The following is an 18,920-nucleotide window of genomic DNA, read 5'->3' on the forward strand; positions in this document are numbered from 1 at the left end:
ACGAGAGGGGGCGCTGCTAGGGCTCTTCGCCGGTCACGGCCTCGATCAGATCTTCGACCTCGAGCGGCTTCTCGAGGAAGCGGTCGACGAGGCCGGGATCGAGGTGGTGCGAGAGCTCGGAGTAGGAGCTGCCCGAGAGCAGGATGCGCTCGATGTTGGGGTAGCGGTCCCGGACCTGGCGGAGCAGCCAGGCGCCGTTGGGCCCGGTCATGTTGAAGTCCACGACCACCGAGCTGAACTCGCCCTGCTCGAGGACCTTGAGGGCCGCCTCGGCGCCAAGGGCGACCTTGACGTCGGCATACTCGCCCAGCAAGCGCATGAAAGAGCGGAGCACGTCCGGGTCGTCGTCGACGACCAACACCAGTTTGCGTCCTTCGGTCACGTTGGGTCCTGACGTGGAGTATACGCCAAGCTCGGGGCGAGCAGGGGTACACGGGCGTATACCAGCGGAATATGCTGGGCGCCGCGACCCGTCGAGGGTCCCCGGGTCAATTTGATGGATTCCACGCCACAGCCGCAGTCAGGGTCGACAAAGGCCCCACCTGGGGAGCGGTGCCCCGAGGACGTTGGACCCACTCGGTCCCGCTGGCTGCGTGCGCTGGCCTGGACCTGCGCAGTCACGAGCGCGCTGCTCGTGCTCTGCTCGCTCACCGTGGTCGTCGTGGTGTGGTGGTATGGGCGCAAGGCGGACGACGTGGACCCGCGAGCGCTGCTCGACTATCACCCGCCACAGGTCACGCGGGTGCTCGCTCGCGACGGCACAGTCATCGGGGAGCTGGTGTTCGAGGAGCGGCGCACGCTGGTCGCCTACGAGACCCTGCCCCAGCACCTGGTCGACGCGTTCTTGGCGGCGGAGGACGCGGACTTCTTCGCCCACGATGGCCTGGACTGGCCGAGCATCGCGCGTGCGGTGTTCAGCGCGTTGCGTCGGCGCGAGATCAACCAAGGCGGCTCCACGATCACCCAGCAGGTGATCAAGAACACATTGCTGAGCCAGGTCCGCAGCGTGGAGCGCAAGAGTCAGGAATTGATCCTCGCGGGGCGCGTGGAGGCCGTGCTCAGCAAGCGGCAGATCTTCGAGATCTACGTCAACGAGATCTACCTGGGCGAGGGGCGCTACGGCGTCGAGGAGGCGGCGCGCTGGTACTTTGGCAAGCACGCCGCCGAGGTCGACCTCGGCGAGGCGGCGGTGCTCGCTGCGCTGCCGCGGGCCCCCGGGGTGGTCACGCCCTACCGCCGCGTCGAGAGCCTCGAGGCCCGCCGGGACTATGTGCTCCGGCAGATGGTGACCCACGGCTTCGCCGACGAGGAGGCGGTCGCGCCTTTCTTGGGCGCGCCGATCCAGGCCCAGGCGCACGCCCGGGGCGGGCGCTCGCTACACATCGGAGAGGCCGATGAATTCGTCGCCCTCGCCCAAGCCGAGCTCGAGCGCCGCTACGGGGCCGAGGCCCTGCCCACCTTGGGGGCGACGGTGCGGACCAGCGTCGACCTCGAGCTCCAGCGCAGCGCTCGCTCGGCCGGGCGCCGACAGCTGGCCGAGCTCGAGGCGCGCCATGGCTACGGCGAGCACGCGCGGGTCTCGAGCGCGCGCGCGCGTCAGCGCCTCGAGGCGAGGGCCGCCCGGGACGAGCGCGCGCTCGCGGCCGGCCAGCGCCGCACGCTGATCCTCGCCGACGCGGGCGAGCGCTTCATCGAGGTGCAGGGGGAGGGGGCAGGGGGAGGGGCAGGGGGAGGGGCAGGGGGAGGTACAGGGCAGGGCGCAGAGGTGCGTCTGCGCGCGCACGTCGGCGGGCAGGCGGTCGAGCTCGAGTTGCCGGCGAGGCTCGCCGCGCTCCCGCGGGCCGAGCTCGAGCGCCGCTTCCCCGCGGGCGGGGTGATCACGGCGCGGCTCGTCGCCGCAGGTGGCGGCGGGGTCCCGGCCGTGGCGGAGCTCGAGCCCGGGCCCGAGCTCGCGGCGATCCTCACCGACGTGCGCAGCGGCGAGCTGCTCGCGTTGGTCGGCGGCCGGAGCTTCGAGCGCGGCGACTTCGACCACGCGCGGCGGGCCCGGCGACAGCCCGGGAGCACCTTCAAGCCGGTGGTCTACGGCGCGGCCCTGCGCTCGCGGGCGTTCACCGCGGCGAGCACCGGCTACGGCGGCCCCGCGGGCGAGCCCATGCGCCTGCGCTCGGCCCTGGCCCAGTCCGACAACGGCGTGGCCCTGGCCGTGATGCGCGCGGTCGGGCCGGCGCCCGTGCACGCCTTCGCCCGCGACCTCGGCATCGAGGCGCCGCTCGGCAGCCAGCTGTCCTTGGCCCTGGGGACCAGCGAGCTCACCCCCCTCGAGCTGCTCACCGCCTACCTGACCCTGGCCCGCGGGGGCGTCGGCATCGAGCCGCGGGCCATCTTGGGGATCGAGGTCAACGCCGACCTCCAGGGCGAGCGCCCCGTGGCCCTCGCTGGCGCCCCGTCGCCGCGGCGTTTTGGCGTCGAGCCCGAGCTCGCCGCGCTCTTGACCAGCATGCTGACCAGCGTCGTCAGCGAGGGCACCGGCAAGCAGGCCGCGGCCCTCGGGCGCCCCGTCGCCGGCAAGACCGGGACCACCGACGAAGCCCGCGACGCGTGGTTCTCGGGCTACACCCCGCAGCTCGCGGCCACGGTCTGGGTGGGCTTCGACATGCCGCGCAGCCTCGGGGCCCAGGAGAGCGGCGCGTCCTTGGCCCTGCCGATCTGGCTCGAGCTGATGCGCGCGGCCAGCAAAGACCAGCCGCGCGGCGACTTCCACGAGCCCGACTCCCTGCGCCACGCCTTCGTCGACGCCCGCGGCGGCGGGCCGGTGTGTCGCGCCTCGACGCTGTGGTACGAGCCCGAGCGCTGCACCCAGGGCTGGCTGTTTCGCTCCTGCGAGCCGGCGCAGTGGCGCGCGCGCGAGCCCTACCTGAACTGCGCGAGCCCGAGCCGCTGGCACGAGGAGCTGTTCTTGGCCGAGACCGAGCCGGGGGGCGAGCGGGCCACGAGCGGGCGGCGGCCGATCGGCGAGCGCCCCCTCGGCCCCGACCCCAACGAGCGCGGCGGCGAGGCGCCGGTCTTTTCTGCGGTCGAGGTCGAGTCCGTGGCGGTCTTCACCCCGGCGCAGGGGCTCAGCGCGCTCGATCCTCAGGCCATGGTTCGCGCCCTCGCCCCCCTCGAGCGCCGCGCCCTGGATGTCTGGCGCAGGGTCCTGGCATCGAGCCCGCGGGTCGCCGCGCGCACCGGCGCCGAGCTGCGCTTCAGTGCGCGCCTGGATGCCGAGGGCTCGCTCGAGCACCTGCGGATCACCCGCTCGAGCGAGGACCCGAGCGTCGACGCCTACGCCACAGCCAGCCTCGAGGCCGCGCTGACCGGGCTGCGCCTCGAGCTGCCGCGAGCGCTGGTGGATCCGCGGCGCCGCCAGGCCCAGATCGAGCTGCGCCTGGTCATCGGCGATGAATTTTCGGGCCCCGCCTCGTCCAAGTGAACATGGGACAGCTCTCCATCACTGCTTTTGTCTCCCTCGATGGCGTCATGCAGGGCCCCGGCGGCGCCGAAGAAGACCGCGACGGCGGCTTCTCGCTCGGCGGCTGGGTCATGCCGCACTTTAGCGACGACGACGGCGGGTTCATGGCGCAGACCTACGCCTCGGCCGACGCCTTCTTGCTCGGGCGGCGGACCTACGACATCTTCGCCTCGCACTGGCCCCGGGTCCGCGACCCCGAGCACCCGATCGGCGGGCCGCTCAACCGCCTGCCCAAGTATGTGGGCTCGCGCGGCGAGCCGGCGCTGCCCTGGGGCCCGGCCGAGCGCGTCGGCGCCGACCTGGTGGCCGAGATCAACGCCCTCAAGGCGCGCTACGAGGACCTCCAGTGCCACGGCAGCGCGAGCTTCGCCCAGTCGCTGCTCGAGCACGACCTGATCGACGTGTTCCGGGTGCTGACCTACCCGGTCGTGCTCGGCGGGGGCAAGCGCCTGTTCGGCGCGGGCGCGGGGCCGATGGGGATGACCCTGGCCTCGGTCCAGACCTCGAGCGGCGGCGTGCTCATGGCCACCTACCGCCGCTCGGGGCCGGTCCGTCAGGGCGAGCCTCCGTCGCCGGACTAAGCCATGAAGGGGTAGCGCCAGTCCTTGGGCGCCGCGAGGTTCTCCTTGATCGTGCGCGGCGAGAGCCAGCGGATCAGGTTCCAGATGCTCCCCGCCTTGTCGTTGGTCCCGCTCGCTCGGCTGCCGCCGAAGGGCTGCTGACCAACGACGGCCCCGGTCGGCTTGTCGTTGACGTAGAAGTTGCCGGCGGTGAAGCGCAGGGCCTCGACGGCGGTCGCCACGGCGTGGCGGTCGTCGGCGAAGATCGCCCCGGTCAGCCCGTAGATCGCCGACTCGTCGCAGATCTTCAGGGTCTGCTCGAACGCGGCGTCGGGGTAGACGTAGAGCGTGAGGATCGGCCCGAACAGCTCCTCGGTCATGGTCCGGTAGTCGGGGCGCTTGGCGACGATCACCGTGGGCTCGACGAAGTAACCCTTGTTGTCGTCACACTTTCCGCCGAGGACCTCCTCGACGTCGGCGTGACCCTTGGCCTCGGCGATCGCCTGGGCGTGCTTTTGGTAGGCCCGCGCGTCGATCACCGCGCCCATGAAGTTGGAGAAGTCGCGGACGTCGCCGACCTTCATGGCCTTCATGCCCTCGGCCAGGCGCTCGCGCAGCTGCGGCCACAGGCTCGCGGGGATGTAGGCCCGCGAGGCCGCGGAGCACTTTTGGCCCTGGAACTCGAAGGCGCCGCGGAGCAGGGCGACGGCGAGGCGCTCGGGGTCGGCGCTCGGGTGGGCGAACACGAAGTCCTTGCCGCCGGTCTCACCGACGACCCGCGGGTAGGCGCGGTAGCGGTCGAGGTTGTCGGCGACCTGCTTCCACAGCAGCTTGAAGGTGGCCGTGGATCCGGTGAAGTGCAGGCCGGCGAGGCGCGGGTCGGCCATGATCTGGGCGCCGACCTCGGCCGCGGGCCCGGGCACGAAGTTGATCACCCCGGGGGGCATGCCGGCGGCCGCGAACAGCTCCATGATCACGTGGCCCGAGAGCAGCGCCGTCGGCCCGGGCTTCCAGATCACCGTGTTGCCGCACATCGCCGGGGCGGCGCACAAGTTGGCGGCGATCGAGGTGAAGTTGAAGGGGGTGACGGCGAACACGAAGCCGTCGAGGGGGCGGTACTCGAGCCGGTTCCACTCGCCGGTGTTGGGCGAGCCCGGCTGCTCGGCGTAGATGCGCTCGAGGAAGTGGACGTTGAAGCGGAAGAAGTCGATCAGCTCGCAGGCGGCGTCGATCTCGGCCTGGTGGCAGGTCTTGCTCTGGCCGAGCATGGTCGCGGCGTTGATGCGGTCGCGGAACTCACCTTCGAGCAGCTTGGCCGCGCGCAAGAACACGGCCGCGCGCTCCTCCCAGGGCAGGCCGGCCCAGGCCGGGCGCGCCGCCTCGGCGGCCGCGAGCGCCTTGGCGACCTCGGCCTCGCCGGCCTGGTGGCAGGTCCCCGTCACGTGGCCGTGGTCGTGGGGCATGACCATGTCCTGGGTCGTCCCGGTGCGCAGCGCCTCGCCGCCGATGACCAGCGGGACCTCGACCTGGGTCGCGAGCTGGCGGTCGAGCTCGGCCTCGAGGCTGGCCCGCTCGGCGCTGCTGGGGGCGTAGGCGCGGACGGGTTCGTTGACGGGCAGGGGGATCGACGGCGCACCAAAGGCGGACATGGCCTGCTGATACCACGGGCCGCCAGGGAAAATCACGCGCCGCCGAGCTCTCGGCGGACTCGCTCGCGGATCCCCTCGGCCCGGGCGCGGTAGCTCTGTGCCTCGGCGTCGCTGGGCGCGAGCTCGGCGAGGCGCGAGAGCGTGGCGTGGGCGAAGGGATGGCCGTCGGGGCGGCGATGATCCCAGATTGTGAGCGCAGCCTCGAACTGGGCGCGCGCGGCCTCGCTGTCGCCCCCGACGAGGGCGAGCTCACCGAGGCCGTGGCGCGCGAGGGCGATGTCCGGGTGGAGACCCTCGTCATCGAGGGTCTCGGCGTGGGCGATGAGCTGCTCGAAGTCGGCGCGGGCCTCGGCGGTGCGCCCGCGAGCGAGGTGCTGGGCGCCTCGCTCGAGCCAGAGCATGGGGTTTTGCGGCGCGTAGGCGTGGTCGCTGACCTCGACCTGGGCGAGCAAGGACGCGGCGGCATCGAGCGCGCCGCAGCGCCGCCGCGCCGTGGCGAGCACGACCGTGGCCCGAGGGTGGATCGGGGAGCTCGGCGTCGCGGCGAGCTCGTCGGCGAGCAGCTCGATTGTCTCGCCGCAAGGCGGCGGCTCAGCGAGCAGCGCGCTCAGGGCGAGCTGGTGCTGGAGGGCGTGAGAGGCCACGAGCAGCGGCCCGATCTCCTTGGGATCGTCGAGGCTGTCGAACTCGGCGAGCAGCTCGGCGTCGACGCGCGCGGCCTCGGCCCAATTGCCGAGCCAAAAGTCCGCCGCGGCGCGGTGCGAGGTGAAGGTCGCGACCGAGGGATCGTCGGCGCCAAAGAAGCGCGTGCGCAGCTCGATGAGCGCCGCGTTGGTGCGCTTGGCGGCCTCGAATTCGCCGCGGTAGCTGTTGGCGATCGACAGCACGTTGAGGGCGATGCCGGCGGGGTGGGCCGCGGTCGCGTCGAGGCTGCCGATCTGGGCGAAGCTCTCGTCGACGCCGAGCATGGCCAAGGCCGCGTAGAGCTGCTCTTCGCCGTCCTCTCCGGCGACGATGCGCACGAGGCTCTCGCTGACCTTGGCCGAGGCGCGGGCCGGGGCCGGGGCGTTGATCCGCGCGTTCCAGGCCTCGACCAGCCCGACCCAGCCGAGGCCGGCGGACACGTTTTGGAGCTTCCAGCCCTGGACGAAGATCATCTCGGTCGCCGCCCGGGCGGCGAGCTCGTCCTGGCCGGTCTCGATCGACGCGACGATCGCCCGCTGGAGGCGGTCGCGGCTCTCGCTGGGCTCGCTCTCGACCGCCGAGGCGAAGGCGTACTCGGCCAGGGCCTGGGCGTGCAGGGGCGCGTAGCCGAGGGCCTCGGTGCGCTCGACCAAGCTGGCGAGCTCGTCGAGGGCCCCGACGCCGCGGCCGATGTCGACGCGGGCGCGCAGCGGGGCGAGCTCGGCCCGCAGCGCCGCGACCCGGGCCGCGAGCGCGAGGTCGTCGGGGATCGGCTGCTGGGCCTCGAGGTAGTCGCGGTCGTCGCAGCGCTCGACGCTGGGCAGCCCGGCGAGGGCGGTGAAGCTGTCGCCCATGTCGCCGCTGTCGACGATCAGCTCGACGGTGGCCGCGAGCGCCTCGCGGCGCTCCTCGAGGCACTGCATGCGCTTGTCGAGCATGTCCTCGGACTGCTCGTTGCGCACGTGGGTGTCCTCGCAGGCGTCCTTGTGCATCGCCAGCCAGCGCTGCGCGTAGGCGTCGAGCTCGGACTCGATCCAGCGCGCGGTGTGGTGGTCTTCGGCGCTCGCGGCGGCCTCGTCGAGGTCCCCGTCGGTGTGCCCGGCGTGCAGGGCTTCGCGGCGGCTTTGGTCCCACACGCCGGTCAGGCGCTCGTCGGCGTCCGGGCACAGCACGGGGGTCTCGACCGCCTGGTTGCGCGCGCTGAGGCCAGGGACGACGGCCAAGAGCGCGGCGGCGCCGAGGGTCAGGGCACCGGCGAGCACGAGACGGCGCCGGCGACGGTTGATGTTGGGGTCGTGCTCGAGGACCTCGAGCAGCGCCTCGAGGTCCGGCCAGCGCTTCGTCGGCGCCACGCTGAGGCCGCGGCGCAGGGCCCTCTCGACGAAGCTGGGCACGCAGCAGTCTTCAGGCCCGGGCTGGATCCGGCCCTCGGTCACCGCCGCGCTGAGCTCGGTGAGCGTGCGCCCGGCGAAGGGGCGCACGCCGAAGAGCGCCTCCCACAGCGCCACGCAGAAGCTGAACTGATCGCTGAGCGCGTCGAAGCGCCCCGAGGCGAATTGCTCGGGCGCCATGTAGGCCGGGGTCCCGAGCATCATCCCCGTGCGCGTCAGCGGCGTGTGCAGCACCCGAGCCGCGCGCGGGTCGGCCTCGCTGGTCTCGACGAGCTCGAGCTGCTCGGGGGGCGCGAGGGTGTCATCGTCGATGTGCTCGTCGGTCCCGGTGTGTGCGTTTGGACCGAGCGAGGCGCGAGCGCTCGAGCGCGGCGCGGGCTGCTCGTTGGCCGCGCTGAAGTCCTCGACGTCGACGGAGCGCGCGAGCCCGAAGTCGGTGACCCGCGCCCGGCCGTCATCGCCGACGAGCACGTTGTCGGGCTTGAAGTCGCGGTGGACCAAGCCCGCGGCGTGGGCCGCCGCCAGCCCGCGCCCGGCCTGGGCGAACATCGCAATGATCGTCTGCCAGTCGCCGCGCTCGCTGCGGGCGCGGACCCACTCGCCGAGGGTCTGGCCGTCGACGAACTCCATGGCCACGAACACCCGCCCGCCGTGCTCGCCGACGTCGTGGACGGGGATCACGTTGGGGTGGCTGATCCGCGCCATGGCCTGGGCCTCGCGGATCAGCCGGGCGCGCGCTTGCTCGCTGGATCCCTGGCCGCGGCGCGGGCGGAGCAGCTTGATGGCCACGCGGCGATCGAGCTCGGGATCGTAGGCGGCCCAGACCACGCCCATGCCGCCGGCGCCGACGCGCTCGAGCAGCAGATAGCGCGAGATGCTGGCCCCGCGCCGCAGCCCGCCCAGCTTGCCGGGCGCCGGCGTGGAGACAGGCTCCTCGAGCGACGACTCGAAGAGCGTCGCGCCAAAGCTATCGACCGCCATGACGTCGATGATAGCCGATTCGAGGCAGGCGATCGTCAGCCGGGAGCGCCGAGTGTTCGGCGCCAGTCGACCCGACGATCGCGCCTCGGGTTTCAGCGTGAAGGACCTTCGCGCGAGGAAAAAACTCACCCCCTCAAACGGGGGCCTGCACGCGCTTGACCAGGCGCGTGACGGTCTTGCGCGGGAGCAGTCGGCTGGTCTGGGCGATCATCCAGTTCTGCGCGCCTGGGATCGCCACCGCCTTGCCGCGCGCGAGGGCACGCATGCCGTGGGTGGCGACCTCGGCGGCGCCGGCCATCTTGCCCTTGATCAGCTTCGAGCCCTCGAGCTGCGCGGCCGCCTGAAAGCCCGAGGTGGTCGGTCCTGGACACAGCGCGGTCACGCTCACTCCGCTGCCCTCGAGCTCGGCCGCGAGCGCCTCGCTGAAGGACAGCACGTAGGCCTTGGTCGCGTAGTACACGGCCATCAGCGGGCCGGGCTGAAACGCGGCGGTCGAGGCGACGTTGAGCACCTGGCCGCGGCCGCGCGCCTTCATGGCGCGCACGAGGTGCTTGCTCAGCTCGGTCAGCGCCACGATGTTGAGCTGGATCATCGCCAGCTCCTCGTCGAGCTCGGTGTCCACGAACTCGCCAAAGAGCCCGAAGCCCGCGTTGTTGATCAGCACGTCGACCGCGAGGCCGAGCGCGTCGAGCTCGGCCGCGAGCTCGCTGGCAGCGTGGGGCTTGCCGAGGTCCATGGCCACGACCCGCGCGCGGATGCTGTGGCTCGACTCCAGCTCATCGGCGAGCGCGCGTAGCTTGGCTTCGCTGCGTGCGACGAGCACGAGGTCGTGCCCCGCTGCGGCCAGCTGTCGCGCAAATTCGAGGCCGATTCCACCGGATGCACCAGTAACGAGGGCGAGGGGGGCGTTCTTTTCGAGGCTGGCGTTGGCTGTGGACATCTTTTGCGCTCTTTTCGTGACCCGAGGTCATGTTTATGAGTGACCTCGGGTCACGAAACAAGTGACCTGAGGTCAGAAAATGTGCCTGCAAGACATGGGCTTGCTCACGACCCCACCCCTCGGCCGGCGCGAGAGGGGGTCGTGGTCGCTCGTTGAGCGGCCTGCTAGGCTCGTGGTGCTTCGATGTCCAACCCAATCATCGACACCACCGTCGCCTTGCTCGAGCGCCTCGATGACGGGACGCGGACGGCGGCCGAGGACAGCGTGCGCGCGCACTCCCGCGAGGTCCTCGGCCAGGAGGTCGATCTCGAGGCGGACCTCAACTTGATCAAGGCCGCCAAGTTCGTGGCCGCGGCCGATGGCTTGAGCGCCGTGGAGCTGCGCGGCATGAAGATGATGATGGGCAGCTTCGGCCTGCCGGAGGCCGTGCAGTGGCACCTGCTCGAGTTCGACGAGTCGACGGTCGAGTCGACCCACGTCGGCGAGCTCGCCCCGGATGGCGGCCGGGAGGCGCGCTTCTTGCTCTCGGCGATCCTCCACTTCGCCGCCCTCGACGGCCTCTCGGACGACGAGGCCGCGCGCGGCCGGGAGGTGGGCGCGGCCCTGGGTCAGCGCGACAACTTGATCGAGGCGCTGATCCTCGAGGCCAGGGCCGAGCACCACGCCGCGCGCCGGCGTGACGAGCATCAGCGCAAGCTGCTGCGAGACCTCCGCCTGGCGCTCCTCGACCTCGACGGCTGAGAGCCGGCGGCCTGCGTCGAGGTGATATCGTTCCGCCATGGCGACGCCTCGCGCCCTGGCCCTTTCTTTCGTCGTCCTCTCGGCGCTCGCCGTCGCGGGTTGCCGTGCTCCAGACCCGAGCTCGACCGAGACGAAGGAACCGAGCGAAGCGAGCGAACAAAGCGAGCCGTCGATCATGGCGCAGGTCTGTGCCGTGTTCGACGCCCACGCTGGGGATCGTTCGCTGACCCTCGACGAGCGCCGCGAGGCGATCGTCTCTGCCCTCGACGAGGACGCGATCGAGCTCCTGGAAGAGGTCTCGGAGGACGCGACGCGTTGGGAGGATGTCGAGGCCGAGCTCGCGGCGCGCGGCTACGGCGACGAGCCATGTCCGAGCCTGGAGGCTCATATGACCATGATCCTCGCGGGCGAAGACGACACCGAGCCTGGCGCCACGGCGCGGCTCACCGCCCAGGTCGACGCCCTGTGCAGCCTGGCCGCCGAGGTCGGCGAAGACGCCGAGGTCGAAGCCAGCGCGCGGGTTCGAGTCTGGATGCAGCGCGCAGCCGAGGCGGTCGAGTCGGGTCCCGTCCGCCAGACGCTGGAGGCAGCCGCGCGCGCCGGAGAGCTCGACGCAGCCCTGCTCGAGGCCAGCTTGGCCGACCACGCCGCCCCGGGCTGGACCTGCCCCGCGCTGGCCGGCTTGTTCACCGACGAAGGCGCGAACTAGGAGCCCGTGGTGGAACCCAGCGCGGCTCCTGGCGCCGGGTTTTTCGTCGAGGGCGCGAAGCCAAAACGCCGCTGTACCGGGCGTACTGCAAGTTTTGGCGACAAAGCCCTCGGCGAAAAGACCAAGCCAGGTGTCGTGTTGGGTTTCACCACGGGCTCCTAGGAGCCCGGCGAGGGCGCAGCCCGCCCCGTCTCCGCCGCCTCGTCGACCAAGATCGCAAACTCGCGCCAGACATCCTCCCCCTGCTCCTCGGCCAGGCCCGCCGCCGCCTCGCCACAGGCCCGCGCCTCGTCCCAGCGCCCGCCCTCGAGGTGCGCGAGCGCGTCGCGAGCCAGCTGCTCCGCCTCGGCCGCGGGGTCGTCCTCATCGTCCTCGGTCGTCCAGACCTCGCTGGCTTCCACGTGCGCCCGCCTGGCCCGGGCGATGGCCCGGAGGGTGCGAGGATCATGCTCGAGCGGCTCGCTCACCCCCCGAGTCTATCCCGCCCGAGCGAAAGACCAACTTTCCCCCCTCCACGACAAACACCACCAGCGAGTGGCGACATGACCCCCTTTTTGGGGTCACGACATACCGAGGCGAAGGACATGCCTCCCCGCTCGAGCCCGCCGGAAGTGGGCTCGAGGTCTGCGAAGCAGCAGATCGGCGCGGCGAGAGGCACAGACCCCGGGGGGTCTAGATCAGTAGGCTTTCGCCATCAGCACGCGCTGCTTGGACGGCTTGCCGGAGAAGATGCACTTGCCATCCTCGGGCCCCGGCCCCTGGCCCTCGAGGGGGATGCAGCGGATCGTGACCTTGGTCTTCTCCTTGATCGCCGCCTCGGTCTGCGCCGTCCCGTCCCAGTGGCACCACGCGAAGGTGCTCGCGTCGCCGGCGAAGGCCTCCTCGAACTGCTCCCAGGTGTCGAGCTGGGTCGTCGCCGCCTCGCGCCGGGCCTTGGCGGCCTCGAGCAGGGCGTCTTGAAAGTCGAGCAGGCGCTGGCGGACGCTGGCCAGGAACTCGGTCTCGGCCAGGAACTGCTTGCCCGAGCAGGCCGGGGTGTCGATGCGCATCTTCATGCAGACCTGACCCTTATCGAGGTCCTTGGGCCCGAGCTCGATGCGCATGGGCACGCCGCGGCGCTCCCAGTCGTAGAACTTGGCCCCGGGCCGCATGTCGCGGTCGTCGATCACGACCTCCAGGAAGTCGCGGTAGCGGGCGCGCTCGGGGGCGATGTCGATCTCGCCCATGGCGTTCTTGATGCGCTCGGCGGCCTCCATGACCCGGACGCGCTGCTCGTCGTTGCGGTAGATGGGGATGATCACCGCGTGGATCGGGGCGACCCGCGGGGGCAGGACCAGGCCGTCGTCGTCGCCGTGGGTCATGACCAGGCCGCCGATCAGCCGGGTGCTCACGCCCCAGGAGGTCTGCCACACGTAGTCGAGCTCGCCGTCTTCGCTCTGGAACTTGACGTCGAAGGCCTTGCCGAAGTTTTGCCCGAGGTCGTGGCTGGTCCCGGCCTGGAGGGCCTTGCCGTCCTGCATCATCGCCTCGATGCAGAAGGTCTCGAGCGCGCCGGCGAAGCGCTCGCTGGCGGTCTTGATCCCGCGGATCACCGGCATGGCGAGGACCTGCTCGGAGAAGTCGCCGTAGACGTGGAGCATCTGCAGGACCTCCTCCATGGCCTCGTCGTGGTTGGCGTGGGCGGTGTGCCCCTCCTGCCACAAGAACTCGGTGGTCCGCAGGAACATGCGCGTGCGCAGCTCCCAGCGCATCACGTTGGCCCACTGGTTGATCTTCAGGGGCAGGTCGCGGTGCGAGCTGATCCACTTGCCGAAGAAGTGGCCGATGATCGTCTCGGAGGTCGGCCGGATCACGTAGGGCTCCTCGAGCTCGGCACCGCCGGCGCGGGTGACCACGGCGAGCTCGGGGGCGAAGCCCTCGACGTGCTCGGCCTCCTTCATGATGAAGGACTGGGGCACGAGCAGCGGGAAGTAGGCGTTTTGGTGGCCGGTGGCCTTGAAGCGCGCGTCGAGGTCGCGCTGGATCTTCTCCCACACGGCGTAGCCATGGGGGCGGATGACCATGCAGCCCTTGACGACCTTGGCCGGCTCCGCCAGCTCACCGAAGCGGACCACGTCCTGGTACCACTTGGGGTAGTCCTCGGCTCGCGGCGTGATCGCGAGCTCGTGCTGCTTTTGGCCCTTGCCTTGCTTTCCCTTGCCTTGCTTGCCCTGTTGGGACATGCGGGGGAGTGTCGCCGATCGAGGCCAGGGCGCAAGGCCCGGCCGCGACGCTCGGGCTCAACGCCCGCCGGTGCGCCGCGGGGGCAGGCCCGTGTGCTGCGTGAGCGCCGTGCCCTCGCGCGGCTGGCGGGGCTGACCGGGCTTGCGCTTGCGACCCTTTGGCTTCTTGTGCCGGCGACCCTCGCTGCGCCCACCGCCGGTGCCCTTGGGCTGATAGGTGGGCACGAGGTGGTGCTTGCCGTTGCCGATCAGGTCTTCTCGGCCCATGCGCTGGAGCGCCGCGCGCAACATCGGCCAGTTGTTGGGGTCGTGGTAGCGCAAGAAGGCCTTGTGCAGCCGGCGGAGCTCGAGGCCCTTGGGGACCTCGACGCGCTCGCTGCCCTCGCTGCCCTCTTCACCCCCTTCACCCTCGACATCGCGGTGGAGCGGATGCAGGGGGTTGCGGCCCGAGTGGTACATGGCCGTGGCCGTGGCCATGGGCGAGGGCAGGAAGGCCTGGACCTGGTCGGGGCGAAAGCCGTTTTGCTTGAGCCACAAGGCGAGCTCGAGCATGTCCTCGTTGGTGGTCCCCGGGTGGGCGGCGATGAAGTAGGGGATCAGGTACTGCTTTTTGCCGGCCTGGGCGCTGTAGCGCTCGAAGAGCGCCTTGAAGCGGTCGTAGGTGCCCACGCCGGGCTTCATCATCTTGCTCAGCGGGCCGTCGGCGACGTGCTCGGGGGCGATCTTGAGGTAGCCGCCCACGTGGTGGCTGACCAGCTCGCGCACGTACTCGGGCGACTCCACGGCCAGGTCGTAGCGCAGGCCCGAGGCCACGAAGATCTTCTTGACCCCGGGCAGGGCCCGGGCCTCGCGGTAGAGGGCGATCAGCTCGCTGTGATCGGTGCGCAGGTTCTCGCAGATCCCCGGGTAGACGCACGAGGGCTTGCGGCAGGAGGCCTCGATCTGCGGGCTCTTGCAGCCCAGGCGCCACATGTTGGCCGTGGGCCCGCCGACGTCGGAGATGATCCCCGTGAACCCGGGCACGGTGTCGCGGATCAGCTCGATCTCGCGGATCACCGAGTCCTTGGACCGGCTCTGGATGATCCGCCCCTCGTGCTCGGTGATCGAGCAAAACGAGCACCCGCCAAAGCAGCCGCGCATGAGCATGACCGAGGTCTTGATCATCTCGTAGGCGGGGATGTTGCCCCCGGGCTCGTGGCGCGGGTGCGGGCGGCGCTGGAAGGGCAGCTCGTAGACCGCGTCCATCTCCTCGGTGGTCAGGGGGATCGGCGGCGGGTTGACCCACAGCTCGCGGTTGCCGTGGCGCTGGACCAGGGCGCGGCCGTTGTGCGGGTTGGCCTCCTGGTGGAGCACGCGCGAGGCGTGGGCGTAGAGCAGCTTGTCGTTGCGCACGACCTCGAAGCTGGGCAGGCGCACGGCCGTGCGCTCGCGCGGGGTCTCGCGCTGACGGACGCGGCGCAGGCGGACCAGGCCGGGGGGCTGATCGACCTCGCTGGAGTCGAGCTCGACGAAGTCCTCAGGCAGCTCGCGGCGGACGATGGCGGTGCCGCGCAGGTCGTCGATGGCGGCGATCGGCTCGCGCTCGGCGAGGCGGTGGGCGAGCTCGATGATGGCCCGCTCGGCGTTGCCGTAGATCAGCATGTCGGCCCTGGCGTCGAGCAGCACGCTGCGCCGGACCTTGTCGGACCAGTAGTCGTAGTGGGCGATGCGCCGCAAGCTGGCCTCGATGCCGCCGAGGACCACGGGCGCCGCCTCGCCGCCGGTCTCGACGGCGAGTGCGTTGGCTTCGCGGCAGCGCTCGCTGTAGACGATCACCGCGCGATCGGGGCGCTGACCGGCCTCGCCGCCAGCCGTGTAGGCGTCGTCCGAGCGCCGCTTGCGGTCGGAGGTGTAGTGATTGACCAGCGAGTCCATGTTGCCGCCGGTCACCCCCCAAAACAGCGCGGGCACGCCCAGCGCCATGAAGTCGTCGACGCTGCGCCAGTCGGGCTGGGTCAGGATGCCCACGCGAAAGCCCTGGCGCTCGAGCACGCGGCCGATGACCGCGGCGCCGAAGCTGACGTGGTCGACGTAGGCGTCGCCGGTGACGAGCACGACGTCGCAGGTGTCCCAGCCGAGCGCGTCCATCTCGGCCCGGGTGGTGGGCAAGAAGGGAGCGACGCCGAAGCGCTTGGCCCAGTACTTTCGCCGGCCAAACAAGGGCGGCGCGCTCAGATGGGCAGTCACCGGCGGACCCTAGAGCGGCGACCGGCCCGAATTCAAGTCCCGAGGCGTGTCTGGACGCGCTCCTGCCTGTCTCAGGGCGAAGACCGGCGTCCCGAAGCTCGCGCTGTGCTCGGTATGGCGGAGCTTTGGTGCAGGCGGGCGCAGCGCAAAGCCGCGAGGCAGGGACGCGCGGCTCGGCTTCGAGCGCTGCGAAGAAAGCCAGAGGGAGAAGCGAAGCAAGCCAGGGAAAGAAAGGGAGAGAAGCGGGAAGACGAGAGCTGAAGATGAAGAGGGCAGGGGAGCCCCGCCGCCGCTCAGGCCTGGGCGCGCTCACCTTCGTCGCTGAGGCGAAGGGCGAGGTGGACGAGGGCCTCGCGGCTCTCGGTCTCGGTCTTGGTGAACACGCGGTGCATGTGCCAGCGGGCGGAGCGCGCGGTGATCCCGAGGCGGCGGGCGATGGTCTCGCTGTCGCGGCCCATGAGCACGAGCTGGAGCACGTCTTGCTCGATCACGCTGAACTCGAAGGTGTGGACGAGGCCGGGCATCAGCGCGGTGATGACGGTGCTCAGGCGGACGGGGGCGTCGCGGCGGACGGGGGCGGGGGCGGCGAACTTGGAGGAGAAGGAGGAGGCGGCGGAGGCGGAGGCGGAGGCGGTGGAGGTCTTCATCGTCGGTGTCTTTCGGGTGGGGGCGTCGCCCTCACGCCTTCAAGATGCGTCCTGACCCCCCGGACCGTCAGGGACCGCAGCGACACCGGTGGGTCTCCGAGCCAACCGCTGGGTCGGGGGCAAAATTGGTCACGAAGGGCGTCTGAGGGCGCTTTTGCGCCGGGGAACGGTTCGTCCGGTGACGCCGAACCAGGCGTCACCAATGGTCACCGGAATTGTCGCCGCTTTGCGTGTTCTGCGCGCTGGAGAATTCACCTCCCGAAGAAAGCACGACCTCGCTCTTGGGCTTGGTCCGGGTGTTTAGTAGGGCTGGTCCATGGGCGCGAGCGACGAGACCTGGCGTGGCCTCCCGGCGATGACCCTCGCGAGCTTGGTGTTGGCGGTCACCCTCGCGCTGCTCGGTGTCCGCCCGCCCGCGCCGCTCGCGGCCGACGCGGCGCCCGAGCGCTTCTCGGCCGGGCGCGCGCTCGAGACCATGAAGGGGATCTTCGCGCCCGAGGGCGAGGCCGCGCCGCACCCGATCGGCAGCTCGGAGAACGCGGCGGCCCGCGGGCGCATCGTCGCGGCCCTGCGCGCGCTCGGCCTCGAGCCGGAGGTCCAGGAGCGGGTGGTCTGCAACGGCTCGGTCTGCGGCTGGGTCGCCAACGTGATCGCGGTGATCCCCGGGGCGGAGGAAGACCCCGCGGCGCCGGCCGTGATGATCGCCGCGCACTACGACTCGGTGCCCGCGGGCCCGGGCATCGGCGACGACGGCAGCGGCGTGGGCATCGTGTTGGAGAGCGCCCGGGCGCTGCTCGCCGGGCCGCCGCCGCAAAGCCCCGTGGTCTTGCTGATCGACGACGGCGAAGAGGTCGGCCTGCTCGGCGCGCTGGCCTTCGTCCGCCACCACCCCCTCGCCGAGCGCGTGGCCGTGGTCGTCAACACCGAGGCCCGGGGCGCCCGCGGGCCGTCGCGGATGTTCGAGACCAAGGGCGAGAGCGCGTGGATGCTCGCGGCCTACCTGGGCGAGGCCGGGGGCCTCGAGCCCAAGCCGAGCTCGCTCTCGGCGGCGATCTACGAGCGCATGCCCAACGACACGGACCTGACGATCTTCGGCGAGGCGGGCATGTCGGGGCTCAACTTCGCGTTCATCGGCGGCCTCGAGCACTACCACCGGCCGAGCGACGACTTCGAGCACCTGAGCGTGGGCTCGCTCCAGCAGCAGGGCGACAACGTGCTCGCGGCGACCCGCGGCCTGGCGGCGGTGGACCTGGGCGCCGCGCCGCCCGAGGGCGACGCCATCTACCACCCCGCCTTTGGTGTGGTCCCGCGGATGCCCGGGTTCTTGGGGCTTCCCCTGGCCGCGCTGCTGATGCTCGGGGTGGTCGCCGCGACGATCTTCGCGCTTCGTCGCGAGCGCGTCCGCAGGCGGGGGCTGGGCCTCGCCTTGGTCCTGCCTTTGGCCGCGCTGGTCCTCGCCGCGGGGGTCGACCAGCTCCTGGGCATGCTGATGCAGGCGCTCTCTGGCAGCGAGATCGGCATCGTGCTCCACCCCTGGCCGCGCTGGCTGGCCTTCGTCTTGGGCGCGCTCGCGGCCGGTGCTGGCCTGGTCGCGCTGGTCGGCGAGCGCTGCACGGCGGACCAGCTGCGCGTGGCCTCGGCCGCGTGGGCGAGCCTGCTCGCGCTGCTCGTGGCCGCGCTGCTCCCCGGAGGCGTGATGGTCTTTGGCCTGCTCGCCGCGGCCGCGGCCTTGCCGCTGCTGCCGGTGACCTGGCCGCGGCTGGCTACGCCCGGCGGGCGGGCGGCCCTCGACTTAGCCACCGCGCTGCTCGTGGCCTGGCTGGTCTTCGACCTGGCGCTGGCCCTCGCCGAGGCCTTTGGCTTCACCTTGGCCGTTGCCCTGGGGGCGGTGCTGTGTCTGGCGCTGCTGCCCACGCTGGGGATCTTCGCGAGCTGCGTGGCGCGCTGGCCACGGCTGCGCGCGTGGACGCCCGCCGGCGCCCTGGGCCTGGCCACGCTCACCGCCGTGATCGCTGGGTTCATGCCGGTGTTCTCCGAGGACCACGCGCTGCCGCTCTCGCTGATCGCGGTCTACGGGGAAGAGGGGGGGGAAGAGGGAGAAGCCCAGCTCTTCGCCGAGGTCTACGGCTACATGCCCCCCGCCGACGAGCTCGACGCCATGGCGCTCGCCCACGAGCCGAGCCCGCGCCGCGCCTGGACCTGGGGCAGCCTGCTCGCCGGGCCGCGCTTCGCCGCCGAGGCCCCGGCGGGGCTGCGCCTCGAGGCCGTCGAGGTCGAGGCCACGGGCACGGGGCGGCGGGTGCGAGGTCACCTGCGCTCGGGTCGGGGCTGCCTCTGGGGACAGCTCGCGGTCCCCGAGTCGGCGGGCCTGAGCGCCGTGAAGATCGCCGACGACTGGGCCGAGCCGCGCAAGCTCCCCGGCGGCCTGGTCGGGGTGAATCTCCGGGGCATGCCCGCGGCCGGGGCCGAGCTGATCTTGGAGTTCGAGGGCGCCGCGCCGGTCGAGCTACACACCGCCGACAGCTGCCTGGCGCTGCCCTCGGGGCAGGAGACCGTGGCGCGTGTGCGAGGTGCTCGGGCCGCGTGGATCGCCCCGATCCAAACTGGCGACCGCGAGATCGTACTCGAGTCCCAGCCCCTGTGAGAGCGCCCAGAG

General features: G+C 71.5%; 13 protein-coding genes. 5 read left to right on the forward strand and 8 right to left on the reverse strand.

Annotated features, from left to right (window positions below):
• Positions 1-16: 16 nt before the first annotated feature.
• A complete protein-coding gene (locus tag G6O69_RS14385; RefSeq protein WP_172304074.1) occupies positions 17-382 on the reverse strand; it encodes a response regulator in 366 nt (121 codons plus the stop codon).
• Between the two features lie 114 nt (positions 383-496).
• Between G6O69_RS14385 and G6O69_RS14390 the strand changes: the two genes are divergently transcribed.
• Both G6O69_RS14390 and G6O69_RS14395 read left to right on the forward strand, forming a co-directional pair.
• On the forward strand, positions 497-3,475 hold the full coding sequence (locus G6O69_RS14390) for a transglycosylase domain-containing protein (protein WP_176396826.1): 2,979 nt from the start codon (positions 497-499) through the stop codon (positions 3,473-3,475).
• 2 nt (positions 3,476-3,477) lie between these two features.
• Positions 3,478-4,095 (forward strand): dihydrofolate reductase family protein, encoded by a 618-nt coding sequence (locus tag G6O69_RS14395; protein WP_172304076.1) that lies wholly within the window; start codon positions 3,478-3,480, stop codon positions 4,093-4,095.
• Here G6O69_RS14395 and pruA read toward each other — a convergent pair.
• The 3 genes from pruA to G6O69_RS14410 form a co-directional block, all read right to left on the reverse strand.
• Entirely contained in the window at positions 4,092-5,723 is a 1,632-nt protein-coding gene (gene pruA / locus G6O69_RS14400; protein WP_172304077.1) for an L-glutamate gamma-semialdehyde dehydrogenase, read from the reverse strand. The two genes, G6O69_RS14395 and pruA, sit on opposite strands and share 4 nt — an antisense overlap.
• A gap of 32 nt (positions 5,724-5,755) precedes the next feature.
• Positions 5,756-8,779 (reverse strand): serine/threonine-protein kinase, encoded by a 3,024-nt coding sequence (locus tag G6O69_RS14405; protein ID WP_172304078.1) that lies wholly within the window; start codon positions 8,777-8,779, stop codon positions 5,756-5,758.
• 133 nt (positions 8,780-8,912) lie between these two features.
• Positions 8,913-9,719, reverse strand: a complete 807-nt coding sequence (locus tag G6O69_RS14410) for an SDR family oxidoreductase (protein ID WP_172304079.1) — start codon at positions 9,717-9,719, stop codon at positions 8,913-8,915.
• 183 nt (positions 9,720-9,902) lie between these two features.
• Between G6O69_RS14410 and G6O69_RS14415 the strand changes: the two genes are divergently transcribed.
• Positions 9,903-10,460 (forward strand): hypothetical protein, encoded by a 558-nt coding sequence (locus G6O69_RS14415; RefSeq protein WP_172304080.1) that lies wholly within the window; start codon positions 9,903-9,905, stop codon positions 10,458-10,460.
• Positions 10,461-10,497: 37 nt separating this feature from the next.
• On the forward strand, positions 10,498-11,169 hold the full coding sequence (locus tag G6O69_RS14420; protein WP_172304081.1) for a hypothetical protein: 672 nt from the start codon (positions 10,498-10,500) through the stop codon (positions 11,167-11,169).
• 158 nt (positions 11,170-11,327) lie between these two features.
• Here the strand turns inward: G6O69_RS14420 and G6O69_RS14425 are convergent, their stop codons facing one another.
• The 4 genes from G6O69_RS14425 to G6O69_RS14440 all read right to left on the reverse strand — a co-directional run bounded on the left by G6O69_RS14425 (position 11,328) and on the right by G6O69_RS14440 (position 16,264).
• Complete coding sequence (locus G6O69_RS14425) at positions 11,328-11,636, reverse strand: hypothetical protein (protein ID WP_172304082.1); 309 nt, start codon at positions 11,634-11,636, stop codon at positions 11,328-11,330.
• 210 nt (positions 11,637-11,846) lie between these two features.
• Entirely contained in the window at positions 11,847-13,391 is a 1,545-nt protein-coding gene (gene proS / locus G6O69_RS14430) for a proline--tRNA ligase (RefSeq protein ID WP_172304083.1), read from the reverse strand.
• Positions 13,392-13,448: 57 nt separating this feature from the next.
• Positions 13,449-15,605, reverse strand: a complete 2,157-nt coding sequence (locus G6O69_RS14435; protein ID WP_172308233.1) for a YgiQ family radical SAM protein — start codon at positions 15,603-15,605, stop codon at positions 13,449-13,451.
• Positions 15,606-15,910: 305 nt separating this feature from the next.
• Positions 15,911-16,264: a helix-turn-helix transcriptional regulator gene (locus tag G6O69_RS14440; RefSeq protein ID WP_176396827.1), complete on the reverse strand. Its 354-nt coding sequence runs from the start codon at positions 16,262-16,264 to the stop codon at positions 15,911-15,913.
• Between the two features lie 316 nt (positions 16,265-16,580).
• Between G6O69_RS14440 and G6O69_RS14445 the strand changes: the two genes are divergently transcribed.
• A complete protein-coding gene (locus tag G6O69_RS14445; protein ID WP_172304084.1) occupies positions 16,581-18,908 on the forward strand; it encodes a M28 family peptidase in 2,328 nt (775 codons plus the stop codon).
• Positions 18,909-18,920 lie beyond the last annotated feature (12 nt).

The sequence above is a fragment of the Pseudenhygromyxa sp. WMMC2535 genome (assembly GCF_011083025.2).

What these genes read in the sequence shown, in the direction of transcription:
- G6O69_RS14395 (WP_172304076.1), top strand. Translation starts at nt 3,478, where the DNA reads ATGGGACAGCTCTCCATCACTGCTTTTGTCTCCCTCGATGGCGTCATG.
- G6O69_RS14440 (WP_176396827.1), bottom strand. Translation starts at nt 16,264, where the DNA reads ATGAAGACCTCCACCGCCTCCGCCTCCGCCTCCGCCGCCTCCTCCTTC.
- G6O69_RS14420 (WP_172304081.1), top strand. Translation starts at nt 10,498, where the DNA reads ATGGCGACGCCTCGCGCCCTGGCCCTTTCTTTCGTCGTCCTCTCGGCG.
- G6O69_RS14390 (WP_176396826.1), top strand. Translation starts at nt 497, where the DNA reads ATGGATTCCACGCCACAGCCGCAGTCAGGGTCGACAAAGGCCCCACCT.
- pruA (WP_172304077.1), bottom strand. Translation starts at nt 5,723, where the DNA reads ATGTCCGCCTTTGGTGCGCCGTCGATCCCCCTGCCCGTCAACGAACCC.
- G6O69_RS14445 (WP_172304084.1), top strand. Translation starts at nt 16,581, where the DNA reads ATGGGCGCGAGCGACGAGACCTGGCGTGGCCTCCCGGCGATGACCCTC.
- proS (WP_172304083.1), bottom strand. Translation starts at nt 13,391, where the DNA reads ATGTCCCAACAGGGCAAGCAAGGCAAGGGAAAGCAAGGCAAGGGCCAA.
- G6O69_RS14410 (WP_172304079.1), bottom strand. Translation starts at nt 9,719, where the DNA reads ATGTCCACAGCCAACGCCAGCCTCGAAAAGAACGCCCCCCTCGCCCTC.
- G6O69_RS14415 (WP_172304080.1), top strand. Translation starts at nt 9,903, where the DNA reads ATGTCCAACCCAATCATCGACACCACCGTCGCCTTGCTCGAGCGCCTC.
- G6O69_RS14405 (WP_172304078.1), bottom strand. Translation starts at nt 8,779, where the DNA reads ATGGCGGTCGATAGCTTTGGCGCGACGCTCTTCGAGTCGTCGCTCGAG.